This is a genomic window from Helicobacter sp. CLO-3 (assembly GCF_001854545.1).
Classification (GTDB): domain Bacteria; phylum Campylobacterota; class Campylobacteria; order Campylobacterales; family Helicobacteraceae; genus Helicobacter_B.
In genome coordinates this window covers 16,836-38,666 of the sequence record NZ_MLQN01000012.1, presented here as the reverse complement: position 1 = coordinate 38,666, position 21,831 = coordinate 16,836, and the positions used below count along the sequence as shown (strand labels likewise).

20 protein-coding genes and 1 tRNA gene are annotated in these 21,831 nt (G+C 45.6%); 9 read left to right on the top strand and 12 right to left on the bottom strand.

What is annotated here, in order from left to right; translation table 11 throughout:
• Positions 1–19 precede the first annotated feature (19 nt).
• Positions 20–406 carry a methyltransferase domain-containing protein gene (locus BKN38_RS04585; protein ID WP_070957709.1) on the top strand — a complete coding sequence of 129 codons (387 nt, stop codon included), beginning with the start codon at positions 20–22 and terminating at the stop codon, positions 404–406.
• On the top strand, positions 357–1,058 hold the full coding sequence (locus BKN38_RS04580) for a methyltransferase type 11 (RefSeq protein ID WP_256325535.1): 702 nt from the start codon (positions 357–359) through the stop codon (positions 1,056–1,058). The genes BKN38_RS04585 and BKN38_RS04580 overlap by 50 nt, the downstream gene beginning before the upstream one ends.
• Before the next feature lie 99 nt (positions 1,059–1,157).
• Here the strand turns inward: BKN38_RS04580 and BKN38_RS04575 are convergent, their stop codons facing one another.
• The 7 genes from BKN38_RS04575 to BKN38_RS04545 form a co-directional block, all read right to left on the bottom strand.
• Positions 1,158–1,826: a DUF2726 domain-containing protein gene (locus tag BKN38_RS04575; protein ID WP_066454086.1), complete on the bottom strand. Its 669-nt coding sequence runs from the start codon at positions 1,824–1,826 to the stop codon at positions 1,158–1,160.
• A 92-nt stretch (positions 1,827–1,918) separates the two neighbouring features.
• Positions 1,919–1,994, bottom strand: a tRNA-Glu gene (locus BKN38_RS04570).
• 10 nt (positions 1,995–2,004) lie between these two features.
• Positions 2,005–3,054 carry an SPOR domain-containing protein gene (locus BKN38_RS04565; RefSeq protein WP_066454084.1) on the bottom strand — a complete coding sequence of 350 codons (1,050 nt, stop codon included), beginning with the start codon at positions 3,052–3,054 and terminating at the stop codon, positions 2,005–2,007.
• A 33-nt stretch (positions 3,055–3,087) separates the two neighbouring features.
• Entirely contained in the window at positions 3,088–3,630 is a 543-nt protein-coding gene (locus BKN38_RS04560; RefSeq protein ID WP_070957708.1) for a DUF1882 domain-containing protein, read from the bottom strand.
• 9 nt (positions 3,631–3,639) lie between these two features.
• The gene (locus BKN38_RS04555; RefSeq protein ID WP_066454072.1) at positions 3,640–4,890 is read right to left on the bottom strand and encodes a serine hydroxymethyltransferase; all 1,251 of its coding nucleotides are present in this window, start codon (positions 4,888–4,890) and stop codon (positions 3,640–3,642) included.
• Between the two features lie 39 nt (positions 4,891–4,929).
• A complete protein-coding gene (gene lysS / locus BKN38_RS04550) occupies positions 4,930–6,609 on the bottom strand; it encodes a lysine--tRNA ligase (protein ID WP_066454134.1) in 1,680 nt (559 codons plus the stop codon).
• A gap of 18 nt (positions 6,610–6,627) precedes the next feature.
• A complete protein-coding gene (locus BKN38_RS04545; protein WP_066454070.1) occupies positions 6,628–7,239 on the bottom strand; it encodes a CvpA family protein in 612 nt (203 codons plus the stop codon).
• Between the two features lie 76 nt (positions 7,240–7,315).
• On the opposite strand from BKN38_RS04545, the gene lnt reads away from it, so the two are divergent.
• Positions 7,316–9,121, top strand: coding sequence for an apolipoprotein N-acyltransferase (gene lnt / locus BKN38_RS04540; RefSeq protein ID WP_066454068.1), 1,806 nt, complete (start codon positions 7,316–7,318; stop codon positions 9,119–9,121).
• Positions 9,122–9,146: 25 nt separating this feature from the next.
• Positions 9,147–9,791: an ABC transporter ATP-binding protein gene (locus BKN38_RS04535; RefSeq protein ID WP_066454065.1), complete on the top strand. Its 645-nt coding sequence runs from the start codon at positions 9,147–9,149 to the stop codon at positions 9,789–9,791.
• Between the two features lie 241 nt (positions 9,792–10,032).
• Here the strand turns inward: BKN38_RS04535 and BKN38_RS04530 are convergent, their stop codons facing one another.
• Positions 10,033–12,066, bottom strand: coding sequence for a Na/Pi cotransporter family protein (locus tag BKN38_RS04530; protein ID WP_066453783.1), 2,034 nt, complete (start codon positions 12,064–12,066; stop codon positions 10,033–10,035).
• A 90-nt stretch (positions 12,067–12,156) separates the two neighbouring features.
• Between BKN38_RS04530 and BKN38_RS04525 the strand changes: the two genes are divergently transcribed.
• The 5 genes from BKN38_RS04525 to BKN38_RS11800 all read left to right on the top strand — a co-directional run bounded on the left by BKN38_RS04525 (position 12,157) and on the right by BKN38_RS11800 (position 16,579).
• The gene (locus BKN38_RS04525; RefSeq protein ID WP_143000203.1) at positions 12,157–12,348 is read left to right on the top strand and encodes a hypothetical protein; all 192 of its coding nucleotides are present in this window, start codon (positions 12,157–12,159) and stop codon (positions 12,346–12,348) included.
• A 275-nt stretch (positions 12,349–12,623) separates the two neighbouring features.
• Entirely contained in the window at positions 12,624–13,223 is a 600-nt protein-coding gene (locus tag BKN38_RS04520) for an FAD-dependent oxidoreductase (protein ID WP_066453771.1), read from the top strand.
• A gap of 1,127 nt (positions 13,224–14,350) precedes the next feature.
• A complete protein-coding gene (locus tag BKN38_RS04500; RefSeq protein ID WP_172798592.1) occupies positions 14,351–14,992 on the top strand; it encodes a TRAP transporter small permease in 642 nt (213 codons plus the stop codon).
• Between the two features lie 151 nt (positions 14,993–15,143).
• Positions 15,144–16,439: a TRAP transporter large permease gene (locus BKN38_RS04495; RefSeq protein WP_066453760.1), complete on the top strand. Its 1,296-nt coding sequence runs from the start codon at positions 15,144–15,146 to the stop codon at positions 16,437–16,439.
• An 11-nt stretch (positions 16,440–16,450) separates the two neighbouring features.
• Positions 16,451–16,579, top strand: coding sequence for a hypothetical protein (locus tag BKN38_RS11800; protein ID WP_256325534.1), 129 nt, complete (start codon positions 16,451–16,453; stop codon positions 16,577–16,579).
• A gap of 234 nt (positions 16,580–16,813) precedes the next feature.
• Here BKN38_RS11800 and BKN38_RS04490 read toward each other — a convergent pair whose 3' ends face one another.
• The 4 genes from BKN38_RS04490 to BKN38_RS04475 form a co-directional block, all read right to left on the bottom strand.
• Positions 16,814–17,524: a hypothetical protein gene (locus BKN38_RS04490; protein WP_066453758.1), complete on the bottom strand. Its 711-nt coding sequence runs from the start codon at positions 17,522–17,524 to the stop codon at positions 16,814–16,816.
• 274 nt (positions 17,525–17,798) lie between these two features.
• Positions 17,799–20,150, bottom strand: a complete 2,352-nt coding sequence (locus tag BKN38_RS04485; protein WP_070957707.1) for a lipopolysaccharide assembly protein LapB — start codon at positions 20,148–20,150, stop codon at positions 17,799–17,801.
• 35 nt (positions 20,151–20,185) lie between these two features.
• Positions 20,186–20,410: a YdcH family protein gene (locus tag BKN38_RS04480; protein WP_066453754.1), complete on the bottom strand. Its 225-nt coding sequence runs from the start codon at positions 20,408–20,410 to the stop codon at positions 20,186–20,188.
• A gap of 165 nt (positions 20,411–20,575) precedes the next feature.
• Positions 20,576–21,493, bottom strand: coding sequence for a YihY family inner membrane protein (locus BKN38_RS04475; RefSeq protein WP_082942424.1), 918 nt, complete (start codon positions 21,491–21,493; stop codon positions 20,576–20,578).
• Positions 21,494–21,831: the final 338 nt, after the last annotated feature.

The following is a 21,831-nucleotide window of genomic DNA, read 5'->3' as shown; positions in this document are numbered from 1 at the left end:
ACTACAATAAAGGAATGCTATGAAAATGCTAAATTTTGCCTGCGGAAGCAGGATAGCGCAGGGCTGGGAAAATATAGATTTTAGCCCTATGGATAATCGAGTCAAAAAGGTAAATCTGCTAAAGCGCCTGCCTTATGATGACAATCATTTTGATGTGGCTTATAGCAGCCATTTTTTGGAGCATTTGACACCGCGCAATGCAGAATCTATCCTAAAAGAAATCAGCCGCGTTTTGAAGCCGGGCGGGATTTTGCGCGTGGTTGTGCCGGATTTGGAAAATATGTGCGAGGGCTACTTGCAAGCTTTGGGCGCGCTAAAGGCTAGCAAAGCCATAAAAGCTAGAAAAGCAGAATCCAGTGATTTTGCTGCAAATATCGGGGGGGGGGGGCAACCTGCCAGAATCTAGGACGCTAGAATCTAAAACGCTAAATTTTAAAGCATCAGATTCTAAGATGCTAGAATCCAAAGTGCCAGAATCTAAAACATTGTCGCCTAAAATAGATTCTGGTGTTTTGGATTTCAAAGATTGCGAAAAGCGCTATGATTGGATGATGATAGAGATATTTGACCAAATGGTGCGGATGAAAAGCGGCGGGGAGATGCTTGAGTGCTTCGAGCGCACAAGGGAGGACAAAGATGTGGCGCTAGCGGCGTATATACAAGAGCGCGTGGGGGAAAATGTGCTAGCAGATGGGGCTTGTGCCGGGAAAAGTGGCGCTTCAAAAATCGCCAAACTAAAATCAAAGCTAGCAAAACTAAGCGCGGATAAAATCGCCAACAAAATCCTATCTCTCTATCTAAAAGCCCTGCGCGCGATGATTCCAAAAACTTTGCGCGATGAGATTTTTATAAACACAAGTATTGGTGAGCGGCACAAATGGGCTTATGATAGCTTCTCGATGTCGCGATTGCTTGGTAAAGCGGGGTATAAAAATATCAAAATCCTAGATTTTAAAACCTCTGATATCACAGACTTTAATCAATATTTGCTAGATATCAACCAAGATGGCAGCGCGTATAAAGGCTGCTCGAGCCTCTATGTGGAGTGCGTGAAGTAGGCAAATAAAAGCGGATAGATATAAGGCGATAGGCAAAATGATAGGCATAAAAGGGTGATTTGGCTAGCTGTGATAAATTTCAAAAATCTGTTGCAGATTTTAGGCCTTGCAAAGCTCTTGCGTGATTTTATCGATTTCTGCTTTTAGCTTGTCTTTGTCTATCTCTTCTTTTTTATCCACATATTTATAAATCATCTCGCCTTTTATCACAAAAAGCTTTATCCCTACTTTATCCAGAATCTGCTTTTTTATATCATCATTGTTGCGCACGGATTTTTTATGCTCTTCACTTGGATTATCGACACCATAATGCCCGCTGCCATAAAACTCCACTACAGCGACTGGCGCGAGAGTGTTTTTCTCATTTTTAAAATCTCTTCTTGCTAGCAAAAAATCCACATAAAAGCCCGCATAAGTTTTCCACACCTCATCATCTTTTGGATTTTTGATAAAAGCCTTCATCGCCACTTGTGGCAGGATACTAAAACTATTTTGCAGTGATTTTTCAAAAATAAGTGCTTTAAATATTTCTATTTCTTGAAGATTGAGCGGATTTTTTGCCTCAAGTTTTGCATTTGATATGAGATCTATTTTTTCGCCAAAACTTAGACTTTTGCCCTTTTGGGCTTGCCATGGTTTTTGGTAGCGCGCAGATTTTGGATAAAAAATCTGATAAAAAATGCGCCTAAGCCGCTGCAAAATAATAAAACCAGCAAGAATGCAAGCAAGCGCGATTAATACAGAAATAAAATCATTGAAATTTGGCATTTATGTCCTTTTGTTGTGTGCTAGATTCTAGCCTTGTGACAATATAAGCTTGGGTTTTGTATTGTAAAAATATGCAAGTAAAAATAAAACACTGGCGACCCCTGAAAGATTCGAACTTCCGTAACTGCCTAGAAAGGGCAGTATCCTTGACCGCTAGATGAAGGGGTCATCGCCCCTGCTATTGGATTTCGACAGGGGTAGGGTTTTCTTTGAAGATGTTGGCGATTTCTTCGCGGTTTGGCGCTTGTGGTCGGCTGGCGTATGGACCTATGAGGTAGCGCGTGGTGGGGATATTGTCGATTTTGGTGTGCTGGATGCGATAGGGGTATTTTTTGATAAGCGCCATAAATTCGGCGTTTGGCTCTTTTTCAAACGCGCCCACTTGCCAATAAAATCCTTGCGTAGGCGCAGAACCATTTCTCGCGGTGGTTTGCGCGCTAGAAGTGCTGGCGGGTGCTGGCGCTTGAGTGGATGCGCTTTGAGCGGGCGTATTTTGAGCTGGTGCGTGGGCTTGTGCTAGTTTGCCAGAATCCTTTGCGGAATCTTTGCTAGAATCCGCTTTTGGCGCTGGTTTTGCTGGCTCTTTGGCAGAATCTTTTGCTGTGCTTTGAGCGGGCGCGCTTGGCTTGGCAGGCTCTTTAGCTGCTGGTTTAGAATCTATTTTGGAATCCGGTTTAGATTCTGCTTTTGGTGTGCTTTTGGCTGGTTCTTTTGCGCTATCTTTGGTTGCAGCTGGCGCGCTTGGTTTGGCGGGCTCTTTGGCAGTTTGTGCTGGCTTTTGTGGCTCGGATTTTATGCTATCTTCTATAGCCTTTAGCGCATCATCTATGCTATTGCCAGCATTTGCGCTATTTATGTCATCTTGTAGCCCAAAGCCATTATTTGCATCATTTGCGCCATCATTTTCTAGCCCAAATCCCAAATCCTGCGGCTGCAGCGGCGTATTGGCAAAATCTAGCGAGCCAAAGTCATTTGAGCTAGGGTTGTTGCCCATGCCAAAATCATCGCCAAAATCCTTCGTGGCTGGCTTCATGATATCAGTATCTACGATGCTGCTAGGCTTTGCTACTTTCTCTTCTTTGGAGCCTAGTAGCTTCCACATACCAAACGCCACCACCGCGATGATGACAATCGATGCGATGACGATAAGCACGGCTTTTTTGCCATTGGATGATTGTTTGGTGTTGCCAAGCAGAATCTCGCTCAACTCTTTTCTATCTTCTGTCATAAATTCTCCTTGCTTTTGTCATAAACTCTTTTGCTACATATGCTTCGCCCAAGAAGCCCCGCGCTCTTTTGCAAAAATCTCATAAGGAAGCGCCAATATATTAAACTCTCTAGGTAAATCATTGGTAGGAAATACGCGCCACTCTAGCGGCGTTTTCTGCGCTAGCTTCATGGATAGGATTTTGGCTAGTCGCTGCCCTTCACCAAGGTCAGTATGCCCTTTATGCACATAAAGATGCAGGTGTCCGGGCGTTTTGGTGGTGTAGGCGGTGAAGTTGATAAAGCCCTCATTGCGCAGCAAAAGCTGGGCTTTTTGGTAGAATCTATCCGGACTTCTGCCATTATAATCAAACACTAGATTCTCCACTTTATCGCCGGGCAGTATGAGGCTGTGCGCGACGGTTATACGTTTGGCGAAGTGGTCGCGTATGATAGGGCTTGTGAGCGGGCTATTCACCCTCTCAAATTTATCAAAAAGCAGCCTCGCATTGTAATGCACCTTCTGACCGATGCCATCCACCTTCTTATAGTAGAAGGAGGTGTGCATTGTGATAAGCTTCAAATCCATTTCTGTCATATTGTGTCCTTAAAAAATGGGCTTGTTATAGACGACAAACCCCTTGTTGAGCTCTTTTATCTCTGCTTTGATGGCTTCTTGAAGTTTTGTATCGCTAATATTATCCAAAATATCCGTGATTTTCTCCGCTATCCATGCAAATTCTGCTTCTTTCATCCCGCGCGCGGTGAGTGCTGGCGAGCCGATGCGGATTCCGCTAGTGACAAAAGGGCTGCGCGTTTCGCCGGGCACGGTGTTTTTATTTACCGTGATGCCAGCGTTTCCGAGTGCCAAATCAGCATCTTTGCCGCTAAAATCTTTTTGCAAAAAGCTCATCAAAATGAGGTGATTATCTGTCCCGCCGCTTACGAGGTCATATCCGCGAGAGACGAGCACTTCTGCCATTTTTTTGATGTTTGATTTCACTTGCTTGGCGTAAGTTTTCCACTCTGGCTTGAGATTTTCTCTAAATCCTACCGCTTTTGCTGCGATGATATTCATAAGCGGTCCGCCTTGAAGTCCGGGGAATACGCTTTTGTCGATTTTGGCGGCGTATTCTTCATTGTTTGTGAGGATAAGCCCGCCGCGTGGTCCGCGCAAAGTCTTGTGCGTGGTGGAGGTTACCACATCGCAATGTGGGAATGGGTTTGGGTATTCGCCAGCGACGACAAGCCCCGCGACATGCGCGACATCTGCCATAAGTATCGCGCCCACCTCATCAGCTATCGCGCGGAATCTCGCGAAATCAAGCTCCCTCGTATAAGCCGAGAATCCACAAACAATCATCTTTGGCTTCACGATTAGCGCTGTTTGGCGCAATTTATCATAATCGATGCGCCCATCAAGCTCCACACCATAGAAAAAGCTTTGGTATATTTGCCCGGTTTGGCTGACTTTGGCGCCATGCGTCAAATGCCCGCCATGACTCAAATCCATCCCCAAAATCTTATCATAAGGCTTAAGCAGTGCATTATACACCGCGCCATTTGCTTGGCTACCAGAATGCGGCTGCACATTGGCAAACTTGCAGCCAAAAAGCTTTTTGGCGCGCTCTATCGCGATAGATTCTATCTTATCGACAAACTCGCAGCCTCCATAATAGCGCTTGCCCGGATATCCTTCAGCGTATTTGTTGGTAAGCACGCTACCCATAGCCTCCATGACTGCTGGGAATGTGTAGTTTTCACTAGCGATCATTTCTAGGTGCTCGTTTTGGCGGACGAGCTCGCACTCGATGAGGTCATAAATTTCTTTGTCGATTTGCTCGATGAGGTAAGACATGGATTCTCCTTTTTGTTTGGTTGGGTGGATTCTAGTGGCTTATTCCTTGGCGCTAGAGTCGCTATTTAGCGGCTTCATCGCTGGGAACAAAATCACATCTTTTATCGTTTTGGCGTTTGTAAGCAGCATCACAAGCCTATCGATACCTATGCCCTGCCCAGCAGTCGGCGGCATACCATAGCCTAGCGCACTTACAAAATCCTCATCCATATACTGCGCCTCTTCATCGCCGGCGTCTTTTTGGCGCACTTGCGCTAGGAAGCGCTCGTATTGATCGAGCGGATCGTTTAGCTCGCTAAAGCCATTGGCGATTTCTTTGCCGCCGATAAAAAGCTCAAATCTATCAGCGATATCTGGATTCTCATCGTTGCGGCGCGCAAGCGGGCTTATCTCGATAGGATAATGCGTGATAAAAGTGGGATTTATAAGTTTAGATTCTACAAACTCGCTAAATGCCTCATCTTGCAGCTTGCCATAATTGGCGTTTGGCTCAAGTCTCACGCCTTTAGATTCTAGGTATTGGCGAAGTTTTGCAGGGTCGCTTATGATTTCTTGTGCGATGCCGCCGATGCGCTCTAGGCTTTCTTGATAGCTCATAGTTTGCCATTTGGTGAAGTCGATGGTGTTTTGGGTGTTTTGGCTTTGGGCGCTGGCGGTGTTTATGGTGTCATCTGCGCCATCGCTCGCGCTTGTATCATCGCTATCATCCGCTTCGCCAAAAGGCAGAATCTTAGGAAGCCCAAGATTCTCTAGCAGATAGTCAAAAAACTCTTTGGTAAGCGCTATCAAATCCTCATAAGTATGATACGCCCAATAAAACTCTATCATCGAAAACTCGGGATTGTGCGAGTGATCCATGCCCTCATTGCGGAAGTTGCGATTTAGCTCAAACACCGCTTCAAAACCGCCCACAATAAGGCGCTTGAGATACAGCTCTGGCGCGATTCTTAGGTATCTATCTACGCCTAGCGCATTATGATGCGTGATAAATGGCTTGGCATTCGCGCCGCCCGGGATTGGATGCAGCATAGGCGTCTCTACTTCTAGGAAGCCCTTTTGCTCGAAAAATCTACGCACGCAAGAGACGACTTTGCTCCTTAGCACGAAGGTTTCGCGCACTTTTGGATTCATGATGAGATCGACATAGCGCTGTCTGTAGCGCAGCTCGACATCGGTTAGCCCATGAAACTTCTCTGGCAGGGGGATTATCGACTTTGTGAGTATGGCAAGGCTGGCGGCATGGATGCTTAGCTCGCCTGTTTTGGTGACAAATGCAAAGCCTTGTATATGCACGATATCGCCTACTTCTAGCAGTTTTTTCGCCACTTCCCAAGTCGCATCGCCCAGATCGTTTTTTGACAGATAGGCTTGCAAAATCCCGCTTTCATCCTCGATTTTGACAAAGCAGGCTTTACCCATGAGGCGCATAAATTTGACGCGCCCGACTATGGATTCTAAGGGCTTTTGGGATTCTATGGGTTTGGTAGATTCTAGGGGTTTAGCAGAATCCGCAGAATCCGCCGCGCTAGCCACATTAGTCCCGCTAGCCACGCCACTAGATTCTGCCACTTCTTTTAGTGATTTCAGCGCTTTATATTTTTCTAGAAACTCGCTATTTGTTATCGTTCTTTTTAGCCCGTTGCGATAAGGATTCAGCCCCATATCGCGCAGATTCTGCGCTTTTTGGATGCGTTGTGCGATATAGGTATTTTCAAATATTCCCATCTGCCAAATCCCTTATTTATTGTCGCCAGTCAGCGAAGCCGCAGAATCTTGCGTGGTTTTTTTGACCTGCTCTAGCCCTTCTTGGATACTCTTGGCAGTCGTCTTGCCTTCTGTGATATCGCCTAGATTCTGCAGCGTCTCATCCACCACCGGGAAGCGCATGATAGAATCCGCGACTTTTATCATATTCACATACATTTGGCTATTTTCTTGCGCTTTTTTGGCGAAATTTTCTTTGACGAAATTGATATGAGAAATCGCATAGGCAATGAAGCTAAACACAAAAAACACCTTGATAGAGGAGAACACAAATCCAAGCGCTTTGTTGATAAAATCTAGCCCAGAGAACTGCAACTTTTTAGCCAAAATAATGCCAATCAGCACAAAAATCAGCCAGCACACCAAAAGCACGATGATAAAGCCAAGCGCGGTGTGTATGGTGTAGCTATTGAAATCATAAATGCTTTTTAGCGCGCTGCCAAAAGGCACCGCAAACACCGAGCCCAAATACACGCCAAGCAGTATCCCCGCCAAGCTACAAAACTCCGCGACAAAGCCCGATGCAAACCCGCGAAAACCTATCACAACAATAAGCACTATCAATGCAACATCTATATAATTCATACGCGCTCTTTACTCAAAATTTAGCTTAAAAAGGCTACCATTCTAGCCAAATATACATAAAATCAAGGTAAAGATTTTGAAAAAAAACAAGGCTTCAGACAGCATTACTCAAACTGCAAAAACTTCTGGTGAAACTTCTAACGAAATTGCCGGCAAAAATTCTGGCGAAAATTCTCGCGATAGCTTTGCGACACAAAGTTGCGATACAAAATCATCGCACAATGCCAAATCATTTATCGCAAAAACCCTCACGCGCAAAGTTTTTTTAAAAGATTTTTTGCATTTAGATTCCACTTCTTCTACTTCATGGCGCATTTTTGGCGCTAGACTTACCTTTGGAGCGCTGCTAGCAGTTATTTTTAGCTTGTGGGTGTATGGCTTTATTTTTCTATCGAGATTTTTTGATATAGATGCAAGTGGTGTGAGCCAAGTGTTAGCCTTGATAGCGATGAGTGTGCTGGCATTTTTGGCGATTGTTGTGTGGTTTGTGGTGCCTAGAAAAGTTGGGGCATATTTTGGCTTTTTTATGGGGATTTTTTTATTTTATTGGATAGGGCTGTCATTTAGATATACAGATTTTGTTTTTTTGATGCCGATAGTGGCGTTTAGCATAGGGATTGGCTATGCTGTTTTATTTTATTTGGCATTATTTTTTGATAGCAGAATCTATCGCATTTTTAGTTTATTGATACTTGGGGCGATGAAGCCTTTTGGCTTTGATTGGTTTGTGCCGCAAGCGTGGTTTTCTTATAGTTTTTTTGGCGTGGGGGCGTGGGATTTTATTTTTATTTTGTGCGCGGCGGCGTTGGTGGCGCCTCGTATCGAGGCTTTTGGCAGAAATAAATGTCGCGTGATTTTTGCCTCTAGCGCGCGTTTGGTGTTTGGAGTGCTTTTGCTTTGTATGGCAGCAGAGTGGAGCAAAAGCGCGTATATAGCAGAATCTAGCGCGCATTTGGATTCTGCTACACATTTGGATTCTGGCAATCTAGATTCTAGGCTAGATTCTAGCGCGCCGATATCTGCCAAAAACAGCGCAAAACCCGCCAAATCCGATGATTTTTTGCATAAAAATATTTATCTAGTCCAAAGCAATATAGACCAAGGCATAAAATGGCAAACAAACAGCGCAAAAGCGGTAAATCAAAAGGTGCTAGATGCCATAGATTCTGCTATTTTAGAATCCAAAAAAATGATTATTTTTCCAGAGACGATTTTGCCCTATATTTTAAATGAAAATGCCCCATTCCAGCAAAATATGATGCGCGAGCTTCAAGCGCGCTCACATCGCATTGCCATCGTGCTTGGCGCGCTTAGTGCTAGCGATCCGGATGATTTTTATTCTATGGTGTTAAATTCTTCTTATGTGTTTAATAATGGCGAGATAACTATTTTAAATAAAGTCGTTTTGGCGCCCTTTGGCGAGCGCATCCCGCTGCCAGATTTTATCGCAAAGCCTCTGTATAAAGCGTTTTTTGACATAGAAGATGGGCTTGGCAATGCGAGCGAGCCGCAGGATTTTGTGGCACTTGGCAAAGTGTGGCGCAACGCGATTTGCTATGAGGGCACGAGCGAGGCGCTTTATGAAAAAATAGGCAAATATATGGTGATGATTAGCAATAATGGCTGGTTTGACCCAAGCATCGAGCCCTATATGCAGCGCATACTGCTAAAATACCGCGCGAGGGCGCATCGCACCACCATTTTGCACGCTGCGAACAAATCAGATTCTGGTATCATCTCGCCGCTTATTTTTGGCGATGATTTGAGCGAGCGCGTGCGATACAGGCTGGATTCTCCGCATTCTGCGCCTGCCACTCAAGAAATCTTGCAAGAGGCGCAAGAGGCGCAGCAAAATAATTGGCAAGAGGCGCAAGAAATCTAGCGCGCAATCCACACAAAGGCAAATCATGCTACTTCAAGCAAATGATATTTCTCATAGTTTTGACACACTGCTTTATGAGGGCGTAAATCTAGCGCTAAATCGCGCAGAATCTATCGCGATCCTTGGCGTGTCTGGCTCTGGCAAATCCACCCTGCTAGCAAATCTCTCCACTTTGCTAGCGCCAAAAAGCGGGCGCGTGGGGATTCTCGAGCATAGCGACATATATGCGCTAAAAAGTGCCGAGCGGCTTAGGCTGCTGCGCTATGAAATCGGCGTGATTTTTCAGGCGCATTATCTTTTTCGCGGATTTAGCACGATAGAAAATCTGCAAGTAGGCTCGATACTAGCCAAAGAGCGGCTTGATATGGCGCTGCTTGAGAGCCTTGGCATCGCACACACGCTAGCCCAAAGTAGCGCAGATCTTAGCGGCGGGCAGCAGCAGCGTCTCTCTATCGCGCGCGTGCTACTAAAAAAGCCGCGCATTATCTTTGCCGATGAACCCACGGGTAATCTAGATAAAACCACCGCACATAGCGTGATGGATGCCATCACTGGCTATTTGCGCGCCAATGCCGCCGGGCTCATCATCGCTACACATGATGAAGAAATCGCCAACAAATGCGACAAAATATACAGAATCCACAAGCAAGGACTAGAATCTATAAAGTAGCTTAAGGTTAAGGCGCGTTTATAAAATTTGCGCTGGTATTAGATTCTGGTTGCAATCGCAGTTTTTATAATTTTATTTTTTATATTTTATTTTTGCGATTATTTTGTATTTTGCTTTACGATTTTGTTTTGCGATTTTGTCTCGCCTATATTTTTCTCTTATAATTTTCTCTTGCGATTTTATTTTGCAATTTTATTTTGGTTAATGTATCTTGCAATTTTTGGCTTGATATTTTATGTTTTTATTTTGGATTATCGCTAGATTTTGCGCTGTCATCCAAACTAGATTCTGCTATCAAACCAGAATCCAAAGCCGCGCCAGATTCTGCACCCGCGCCAGCCTCCACACTTTCCACACCGGCATCCACTTGCAGCGGGATATTTTGCATACTATTTTCATCGGTAGGATCAGCCAGCGAAGCGTTGTTTGCCAGCAGCAGATTCTCGTATTTCACGATGCAGTTTGCAGCATTTACGATTTCTTTTAGCGCTTCAGTGCTGAAGGCGATGTCATTTAGCAGCGAAGTAGCCTGCGCGGAGGTGATTTTGCGCGATTTGATGAGCTCTTGGATGGTATAGATTGATTTAGAATTTATCGTTTTGAGATCTTTTTTGATATGCTTGATGCCCTCTTGTATATTTTCACCCGCCATGCGCTGCGCGGCGATGTTTTGCGCGCGGTTTGGCTTATGCGCCCTCGTGGCATCAAACGCCGCTAGATTCTCATCTTGCAGGATTTTTAGATCATATATCGTTTGTGCGAGAAGCACGCGGATATTGGTGTATTCTTGCTGCAAAGTTTTGTTGGTAGCGGCGGAGTTTTTGATGATGTTTGGCTTGATTATTTTTAGATTTTTTGTCGCTTCTACGAGGTTGCGCGAGGCTTTTTGCAGATTGGCAATCTCTGCGCAAAACGATTTGTCATCATCATAGCTAGTGCGCAGATGTGTAGAAAAATCAATTATTGCATTAAAAATATTTTTTATTTTTTTCTCATAGAGATTTTCTAGCTCATCGGCGTTTATTTTTAGCCGCTTTGGCGAGTCGAAAAACTTCTCATCTAGCCTAGATTCTAACAATTCCTGCTTGCTCGCACCAATAACCGCGCCTAGGATGAAAATAGTATTATCAAAAAGGTGCAAAACCTCTTTTTGCAGGCATTCTTTGGCGGTATTTGGGTAAGGAATGAGATCGAAATCTATATATCGCGCATAGTCAGAGTCGTCTTTGGAAGTCGTGATAAACGAGCACAAAAAGTGCTCAAAAAGCGGGATAAAAGGCGTCATCATCGCCACAGCGATGACATTGTAAGTCGTGTGAAAAAGCGCGATTTTTAGCGCATAATCGCTCTCGCCAAAGCCAAAAAATCCCGCCAAAATATCCACCGCCTCTTTAAACCAAGGCAAAAATATAATACAAACCACCGCGATGACGAGGTTAAACAAAGTATTGCCAATAGCGAGCCTGCGCCCATCCACGCTAGAAGATATGGAGGCGATGAGTGCCGTGACCACGCCGCCTACATTTGTCCCGATGACTAATGCCAGCGCGTCATCATAAGAGATACTGCCCGTGCTAAGGGCCAAAATGATGATAGTAAGCGCGGCGAAGCTTGACTGCACGATAGAGGTTATCAAAATCCCCATACCAAAAAATATCGCAAACGCCCAGACTTTATTCGAGCTAATCGCGCTTAAATCGAAGTTTTGATAGCTTTCAAAGCCGATTTTGATATATGAAATGCCTAGGAAAAAAAACCCGATGCCTGCGAGAATGTAGCCAAGCGATTTTAGATTCTTGCTTTTGGCAAAAAGCAGCATCACACCAAGCGTGATGAGCGGCAAGCCGAGCGCGGAGACATTCATCTTCACGCCAATCCCCGCGATTATCCACCCGCTTGTCGTAGAGCCGATATTCGCGCCAAACACGATGCCAAGCGCCTGCCCTAGCCCTACCAAAGACGCCGAGAGAAAAGAAAGCGTGAGAATAGTCACAAGCGTGGAGCTTTGCATGATAGCTGTGGCACTTAGCCCAAAAAGGATAGATTTTAGCTTCGTGTCAGAAAACTTTTTTAAAATCTTTTCCAAAATCCCTCCACTAAAGCCTTTGAACCCATCCTCCAAAAACACCATGCCAAGCAGAAATATCGCAAGGCCAGAGAGGATATTTTGCGCTGTCTCGCTCTGCCCCATAAGCACCAGCCCAGCGATAGACATAACCGCCAAAAGCCCCATTTTATAATATGTATAAATCTCTGTTTTAAACCTTCTAAACATGTAATTGTCCTTTTCCTTTGGTGATTTTGGGCGATTTTTGATGACTCTTTTGACGACTCTTTGGCGATTTTGGATTTGCGCGCTAGATTTATGCCGGATTTATCCGGATTTTGCGCTGAATGCGCGCTAGATTTGCGCGCCACTTTGATGCGCTTAGCGCGCAGATTGCTTGCTACTTTGGATTCTAGCAAATCGCGCGCTTTAGATTCTGCTATCGCGACATTCCGCTACACAACATTCCACTGTGCGACCACACAACAAACTTATAAGTCTAGCAAATAAATAATTTTCTAGCAATATAAAAGCCAACTTTTTGTAAATCATCACAAATCATCGCGCTAGATTCTGCACTAGAATCTAGATTTAAGCGCCAAATCCAAATCCAAGCACTAGAATCCAAATCAAACAAAATCTATATCAATTTAAAAACCATTGCCATTTTTCTACTACAATGCGCGAAGACTTGCCAAAGCCGCGCTTAGATTCTAGCAGATTCTAGGCTATCGCCTCCAAGCGCGCCGCAGCAGTCTATCCCAATCAACCAAAAAAGGACATTTATGAAAAAATCGATAACCATCATCGGCGGCAGTGTCGCCGGACTCACAAGTGCGCTCATCCTCGCATCTGCCAAAGGCGAGAATCTAGATTTTGACATCACCATCATCGATGAGGGCAAAGGCGATTTGCGCGCCGCCGCGATATACAACGCCCCCATGTTCCCACAAGGCGCGCTCGCCAATGACATCTACGCACAAATCAAAAGCCAGATAGACTCGCTCATCAAAGTGCGCTACATCAGCGGCAAGGCAGAATCTGTAAGCGGCAGCAAAGGCGGCTTCGTCACAAAAGGCGCAGGATTTGATGAAGTCAAAAGCGATTATGTGATTTTCGCCACGGGCGCTGGGGCGTTTGACATCAAGGGATTTGAAGAGTTTGTGCGCCCTCACACGCTCATCCCGCGCCCAAACAAAGTGCGCCTAGAGTGGAGCGGGCGCCAAGAGCTCAAACCCGGCGCATATGTCGCTGGCATCGCATCTGGCGTGACTTCTATGGTGACGACAGCGATGGGAAGCGCTAGCGAGGCAGCTTGCGCGATACTAAGCGACATCGCAGGCACAGTGGCATACCACCATGACACCCCCACCTCTCGCAAATAAGCACGCTTAGAGCGCGGATTCTGCGGGTTTTGTTTTTAACCATCATTGCAATTTACAATGGGCTAGAACCACTCAACACATCCCATACTTTAACCAGCGCGCCAAGCATTGCAAAAGACACATAGGTTGATGCCTCATCTCCTATGTAGCCAGCATGGCGGGCATCATCCGTATTGGGTGCCCATACTCGCGCGTAAAGTCCAGCGCCACACAGCACGCCTGCGATGCCGGCGTAACCCATGCGCTCATTACGCACCAATGTAAAATCGCCAATGTCTTTTTGATTTTTTGAGATTTATCTCAAAAAACCTCTTTGCAAAATCACTAAAAAGCTTTTGAACTTCCTGCCTCATTGGCAAAACTATCGCTTGAATAATATTTATAGAGCAAATGATAGCTGGCGTATTTATCGAGGGCTTGCATAGTTTTATCCCCCCTAAAGTCTTTTGGCAAAAAGCTTTATGCGCAGGATTATAGCTATAACAAATACAAAATATTATCGATTTACTAGAATATGTATGGCCAAAGATGATAGAAATGCTAGAAAAAACGCTTTCCCGGTGCAAGCTAAAATGTAGGCGCTCAATGAAATGTGCTAGTGCGAGGTACAAAAATTAAATAAAGCCTAATTCTTAGAATCCAAGAAACTTTTTTGATAAGAATATTTTTATGAAACTATAAGATTTCAAAACTATGCCAAACGTATTGACTAAAATATAACACAAAAATATAAGAACTTGCCAAAGCCAATTAGCGTATTGCATAATAAATGCACAAAGAAAAAAGTAATGATATACAAATCTAAACACGCGCTAAGGCATTTTATTACAAATAGATACATAACGCGCGAGATTATGCTAAGATTTAAAGCCAAATATTTGTAATCTCGATAATATAGAAAGCGAAGTAGCGCATTTTTGCGCTTTTGGATTCTGGATTTTGCCGGTGTGATTGGCAAAATGGCGCAGGTTGGCAAAAGCGCAGAAAAGCGCGAGTTTGGCTAAATGCAGAGCAACAAGAACGCAAAATGCGGTCGCCAAACCAGAAGCACCAAACCAGAAGCACCAAATAAAGCCAAAATCGCCAAAAGCCACAAAGCCGCCAAACCCCAACATAAGGAGAGCAACATGGATTCTATAAAATCTTTCATCATATCATTTTTGCTTGTGCTGCAAAAGCCTTTCAAATGGGCGCATTTGAGCCCGGGCGTCAATAAGTTTTTCAAAATCCTAGATGTCATCATCGCCTCGATAAACAAAAACATCGCTGTTTTTGGGCTAGTCATCGGCGTGCTGATAGTCGCTGTAAATGTCGCCACGCGCTTTGTCGCGAGCTTTTATCCGGGCATCCATTCGCTCACTTGGGGCGAGGAGGTATCGACTTATTGTTTTGTGTGGAGCGCGCTATTTGGCGCGGCGTATGGATTCCGCAAGGGCGTGCATATTTCAGTGATGATACTCGTGGAGCGCTTCCCGCCCGCACTTGCCAAAGCAAGCGTGATATTTTCGCATATTTTGAGCGCTTGTTTTTTGGCGTTTATGGCGTGGGCTGGGTTTGAGGTGTGCGAGCTGTATTATGAGCTGGGGCGGTATTCGGAGGCGCTGCATGATGTGCCGCTGTGGATTTTCCTCGTGTGCTTGCCGCTATCTTTCATCGGCGCGACATATCGCGTGATAGAGAAAATCTATGAAGTCTCATGGATGCCAGCGGACAAAGTCGCCAAAGCCACGCAAGATGAGATAATCCACGACACCGCGATAAAAGAATAATCGCAAATCGAGCCAAAGTGAAGTGAAGCAAGGCAAGACAGATGCGAGAAAAATGCCAAAAAATACAAAGCGGATGCAACGCAGATACAAAGCGAACGCAAACAAGCGCTACAAACGCAACGCAATAGGCTTTAAACTTTAAGGAGCAAAAATGAGTATAGCTGTATTATTTATCGTTTTATTTGCGCTGATTCTCATCGGCGTGCCAGTGGCGGTGGCACTTGGGGTTAGCTCGCTAGTGTGTATGGTGCTTTTCACTAGTCATGATATTAGCGGCGTGCCAGATATTTTTATCTCCGCGTTCAAACCCACGCTCATGGCGATTCCTATGTTTATCCTAGCAGGCTCATTGCTTAGCAAAGGAAGTGCGGCGCAGCGCATAGTGGATTTTGCGCGCTCGCTGGTGGGGCATCTGCCCGGCGGGCTGCCAATGAGTGCGATTTTGGCTTGTATCATTTTTGCAGCAGTGAGTGGTAGCTCGCCAGCGACGGTGGTGGCTATTGGCTCGGTGATGTTTGTAGCGCTAAGAGAAGCAGGCTATCCCAAATCCTACTCTGTAGGCGCTATCACGACAGCCGGGAGTCTTGGGATATTGATACCGCCTTCAGTTGTGATGATAGTGTATGGCGTGACAGCAAGCGGGCTAAGCGATCTCAATGGCAAAGAAATCACCATATCTATCGAAGCGCTCTTCCGCGCAGGGATAATCCCCGGGCTCATGATAGGCGGGATGATGATGGTCTATGCGTATTTTGGCGCAAAAAGGCTGGGATACAAAGCCTCCAAACCAGAATCTATAAAAGTGCGCGCCAAGCAGTTTTTCCGCGCGTTTTGGGCGCTGCTTATTATTTTTGTGGTGATTGGCGGAATCTATGGCGGGCTATTTACCGCGACAGAGGCGGCGGGGATCGCTGTGGTGTATGCGTTTATCGTGTCGGTTTTTGTGTATAAGGATCTGAAGCTAAAAGATCTTTATAATGTCTGCCTTGATGCGGCGATCACGACAGCGATGATATTTCTCATCATCGGGAGTGCTGTGGTGTTTGCGCATTTCCTCACAAGCGAGCGCATCCCGCATCATATCGCGGAGTTTTTGATCGAGCAAAATATGAGCTGGTGGATGTTCCTCATCGCGGTGAATGTGCTGCTTTTTATCATGGGGCAGTTTATGGAGCCTAGCTCGGTGGTGATGATAATGACGCCGCTGTTGCTGCCTATCGCTGTTTCTCTAGGCATCGATCCGGTGCATTTTGGTATCATCATGGTTGTGAATATGGAGCTAGGGATGATAACGCCACCAGTGGGGCTAAACCTCTTTGTCGCAAGCTCGCTCACTGGGCTAGATCTCAAAGAAGTGGTGATATCTGTGCTTCCATGGCTTGTGGTGATGCTAGTGGGCTTGATACTAGTGACTTATATACCACAAATCTCGCTGGCGCTGGTATGATTTAGATTTTTATGCGTGGCGATTTGGGGGCTTGGATTCTCGCCACGCGTGGATTGCTAGATTCTGGAGTGTTAGACTCTTGCCACGCGTTGGATTCTGGGGTTTTGGCGAAGTTGGCAGAGTTGGATTCTGGAGATTAATAGTTTTGGATTCTAGAGATTACTGGCCAAATTTGGCTGACGCTTTAGATTCTCGTGTGGCTAGAATCTAACCAAATCCAGATTCTAGCAAAATATTAAACCTCATACAACAATAAATCAAAACTAGATTTTGCATTTTGCGCGCCCAGAATCCAATAAGGCGCGCGATTCTAGTGCGAGCTCATAAAAACATCAAAAACACCATTGCTTTAGTGGCGGGTTATTTCTCGAGTCTTACTTCTCAAGCCTTATTTGATTTACTTCCCTTATGGTTACTTCTTTTATCCTATAGATTCCGAGGATGAAAAACCCATACGCAGCGATAGCGACAAACTTGGCTATGGTATATGGTATAGAAAATGTGCTGACTTGAATAGAGCGCGCGTTTGAGTTGCTTATGCCATTGTCTATGCCGCCATTGCCTATGCCATAATTACTAAATATCGTGCGGCTTTCGCTTTCTATCATAGTCGATGAAAATAAGCCTACAACAAGCAAGAGCGCGCAAACACACACAAGCCTAAATGCTGTGATAAACTCTTTTTGGCCGGTGCGCGCAGCGAGCTCATAGCATATGAGATATAGCAAATATATTTGCATGGATGCATACGCGATGCAGATGATAGATGTTATTATCAAGGTTTCGATGTCGTTTTGCAAAAATCCCGGCACAAACAAGGCAAAAGGGGAAAGAAGAGAGGCGAGGATAAGCAGCAAAATGCTAAAAATCATTAGGCGGAAAATGAAGGTATTGCAAAGATTGCTAAACCGATAAAATCCCACCAAAGCCACGATATACACGACAAGCAAAAAGGGTGATGCGATGATAGAAAGGCTTCCAAATGCGCTGATGTAGCCAAGAAATATGCCAACAAGCGTTGAGTAGAGTATGATTTTTCTTGCTTCTTGCAATTCTTTGCTGTCGTTTATATGGATGGTTTGCATTGGTGAGTCCTTTTTGGTTAAATGGTTTTGGTGCTGGCGCGGGTGGTTTGGCTAGCTGGTGTGCCTGCTATTTGCCTGCTGTGTTTGGCTAGCCAAACAAAGCGCGCATTATAGCATAGATTCTGCTTTTGCGTGGGTTTTGTGATGTTGCGGTTTGAGATTAGCGGATTTGCGATGTTTGCGCCTTGTAAGTTTGCCTTGTGGATTTGTAAGTTTTGCGCGTTTTGTGTGTTTGTGAGTTGTGCTGGATTTGGCGTCTTATCGCGCGGCAGGATTAGGTGCTAGAATCTAGGCTCAAAAGATATGCGCGCAAGTCATTTAGCACGCTTCCCCATTCGCCATACACGGATTGCGCGAAAACTTCCCCGCCACAAAAGCCCCTAAATCGCGTGTGTGCGAGCTCGCCCCAGCGCCAATCATACCGCTTATACGCAAGCACAGCACTTGGCACGCCAAGCGCGATAGCCAAATGCGCCGCCACAGAATCCACACTCACCACCAAATCCATCTCCGCCACCACGCTCGCGGCATCGAGAAAATCTCGGAGTTTGTATGTGTGTAAGGTTAGGCGTTTGCCTAGTTTGTCGGGCTTGGCGGTTTTTGCGGGTTTGGCGCTGGTTTTGCACGCTTTGGCAAAATCCGCACCAGAATCTATGTCACCAAAAATTTTTTGGCCAGAATCCGCCTCATCGCCAAATGCGTCGCTTTGAAGCTCGGCTATGGTGGTGGCGCGCTCTTTGACGCAGTGTTTGTCGGATATGGATTCTAGCGGCTCTGGTTGCAGGCAATGCAGCGTGAAAGCTAGCCCTTGTTTGCGGCACTGCTCGAAGCATTTGATGAGCATGGATAGCTTTATGGATTTGTAGGTGGCGTAGGCGAAGTTGGGGTTGGAGTGGAAAAATATGCCTATTTTTAGCGCGCGCTTGGGGGCTTGCGCACTTGGTGTGTGGCTTGTGTGGCTTGGGCTTTGGTGCGTGGGTTCTGGGGTATCTCTATGGATTGCCAAAGAAACTTCGCCTTTGGCTTGTTTGTGGATTGCTTCGTCGCTTCGCTCCTCGCAATGACGAAAATCCGCATTCGCAGAATCTACATTCGCAGAATCCAAGTTTGCAGAATTTAAGTTTGCAGAATCCACATTTGCCAAATCCGCGCCTTTAGATTCTCGCGCGCGCAAAACCCCTTGCAGATACGAAGCATTGTGCGCGAAATCCGCTAGCATCGAGATACCTAGCACATAGGGCAAACTAGGCAGCGACAGGCAATAATCAAAATCATCAAAGCCCCTATCCACCACCTCATAGCGCAGGGCAAAAAGGCTTTTCAGCGACTCTTGGACGAAGACAAATTTTCGCGCGCACTGCAACATATCAATAAAGCGGCCAAACATCAAACTATCGCCAAATCCCTGCTCATAAAAAACAAGCACGCGCGCATCCTTGATACGCTCGCGTATATCGGCGGGATTTTCTAGCGCGATGTGCCTTGGCGAGTCGAAAAATCGGCTATTATCCATCGCTGCTTTTGGCAGATGCAGCCGCTCTTGATAGTAGCTAAACCCGCGCTCAAACACGCCAACGCTAAGCAGCAAATACGCATAGTTTATCACATACGCGGAGTTGTGCGTGATAGCATAGGAGGTCTGATACAGCCGCTCGGCTTCGCGCGTGTGTCCAGCGTATCTGGCGGCATTGGCGTAGTTGAAATAAAACTCCGCGCGAGAATCTTGATAGGCATTATACGCCTCCTCGCTTTCTTGCGGTGCGCGCGGGCGGGGCAGGAAGCTAGATTCTAGCGATTTATACAGCGCCAAAGCACGCGGCATATCATCGATGAGCGTGTAGGTATGCGCTAGGTTAAACCGCGCCTGCAAAGTATCGCACCGCTTATAAAGCGCGATGGCTTGCTTTGTGTCGCCTTCTTGCGCGCAGAGATTGGCGAGATTATACGCGGCGTCTTTGTCGTTTGGCGAAAGCTTTAGCACCTCTTGATACGCGCTTTTGGCGTGCGCTTTCTCGCCTAGGAGATTTAGCGCGCAGGCTAGGTTGTAGTAGAGGTCTGGGTTTTTGGAGGGCAAAAGAGCGGATAATATTTGCACCGCAAGCGCTGGCTCACCCTGCAAGCGCAAAAGCTCGGCTAGATTTAGCGCGATGGGCTCATCGCGGGGGGCTAGGTCGCGCGCATAGGAGAGATACTCGATAGCGCGCGCAGTGTCGCCTAGATAATACAAACTCATCGCGCACACAAACCAAACGCGCGCGATTTTGGCGGGATCTATTTTTGTGGAATCTGGGTTGGCGGGGCTTGGTTTGGTGGAATCCGCTTTTGCAGAATCTTTTTTGAGGTTTTTGGATTCTGGATTCTGGTGCGGCGAGCTTGTCGCATCTGAAGCGGGATTTTGCGCGCTAGATTCTGGTGCAGCGCCCGCAGAATCCGCAGCCTCGCCCGAACTAGCGCCAGCCAAACTAGCACTAGCCAAACCAACACTAGCCAAATTTGCCAAAATCCGCGTGGCGATCTCAATGCAGCGGCGATAATCTTGCGAGTTGAAAGAAAAATAGAGAGAATCTAGTAAAAGATCCAGCGAGTCTGGCGCGCCTTGTGTGAAGCCTTCCCCTGCTTGATTCATAAATCTAGCGGTGCGTTAAGGCGCGCTTGTGGGGGCTAGTGAGCGTTTTTGCGATATTCTAGGATCATCGCATACACTTCATCTTTTAAGCGCAATTTTTGCTTTTTCAGCACTTCTATCTCCATCGGCGGCAGCGGCTCGATGCCATCTTCTGCATTTTTTATCTTTTGATCTAGCTCGTTGTGCTCATCAAAAATTTTTTCAAAATGCGCGTTGGTGGATTTTAGCTTGGTGATCTCTTCGCGATATTCGTGAAACATGGACGGACTCCTTTGGTGGTTTTGTAGCTAGGATTGTAGCATTTTTTGCTTAATTTTTTTAGATATAGTGCTGGCGCGTAAGTTTCACGCGCGCAAAAAGCAGAATCTACGCGCCGCGCATTCTATATACCTTAAAATATCTCGCGCGCCAAACACGCCAAATTATCACAGCATATCGCTTTCTTTTTCTTTCGCGCCCTTTTCTAGCCTAAAGCACTGCAAAATCCCCTGACACGAGCGCATGCCAAAAAGCATAACAAGCCATGATACATAAATCCACATCATCAAAAACAAAATAATAGAAATCGAGCCATAAAGCGTGGAATAAGTTTTGTTGAGCGTCACATAATACACAAAAAGATTTTTCAGCAAAAACCAAATGCTGCCCGAGACAAATGATGAGAGGAAGAGCGTTTTTTTGTGAAGCGGCTTGTTGGCAGAGATGCGAAAAAGTATCAAAAACAGCACGCAAGTGGCAAGCCATGAGAAAAAATCAGAATAAATCGCTGGCTTTGTGTGCTCGCTCAAAAACAGCTGCGCGCTAATGCTAAAATAAAACACCACCACGCTACCCAGCGGAAACAGCGTAATCATCGTCCAATACATTATCAATGAGTCAAAAAATTTGCGCGGCTTGGAATTAAACATTTTGGAAGTGATAAACTCATAGTTGCGGAAAAAAAGCAGCGAAGTGATAAAGACTGATACCACGCCTACCACGCCCATTTTGGAGCCATTTTCTAGGAATTTATTCATAAAATTTATGACGACTTCGGCGTTTGTGGGAAGGAGGTTTGAGATGATAAGCACTTGGATGTCGTTGATTTTGTCTTGAAAATGCGAGAATGCCAAAAGCACCGAAAAAGTGATAAAAAGCATCGGGATAAGCGCAAAAATCGTATAAAAACTAAGTGATGAGGCATAATAAAACATCTCTTGGCGGTAGGTGAGGAAGTGATATGCGACTTTTATCGCATGGCGCGCTTTGGCAAAAAGCTCTTTGGCATGCGGGAGAAAAGCGGGCTTTAGTTTTGGTGTATCTGGCGCATCTGGCGTATCTAGTGTGTTTGGCGTGCTTGGCATTTTTAGCTCCTTTGGTGGATTTGTGGCGTTGGCGACTTCTTTGGTATTGATGACATTTGGGGCATCAGCGACTCCTTTGGTAGATTTTTGATTTTGCGTTTTTGGGCTTTGCGCGCTTTGTTTTGCTTTTGCTTTTTTGCTTGCGCGCGTATTTTTGCATTTATTTTTGGTGCCTTATTGTAGCGGCGTTTGGCTTTATTTTGTATTTTATTTGGCATGTGGATTTTGGGAAGCGGATTTTAGGGAGAGGATTTGGGAAGTGGATTTGGCGCGCTGGAATCAAGAATGATTAGAATCTAAATTTGTGTTATTTGGATTTTGTGATTTTAGATTATTGA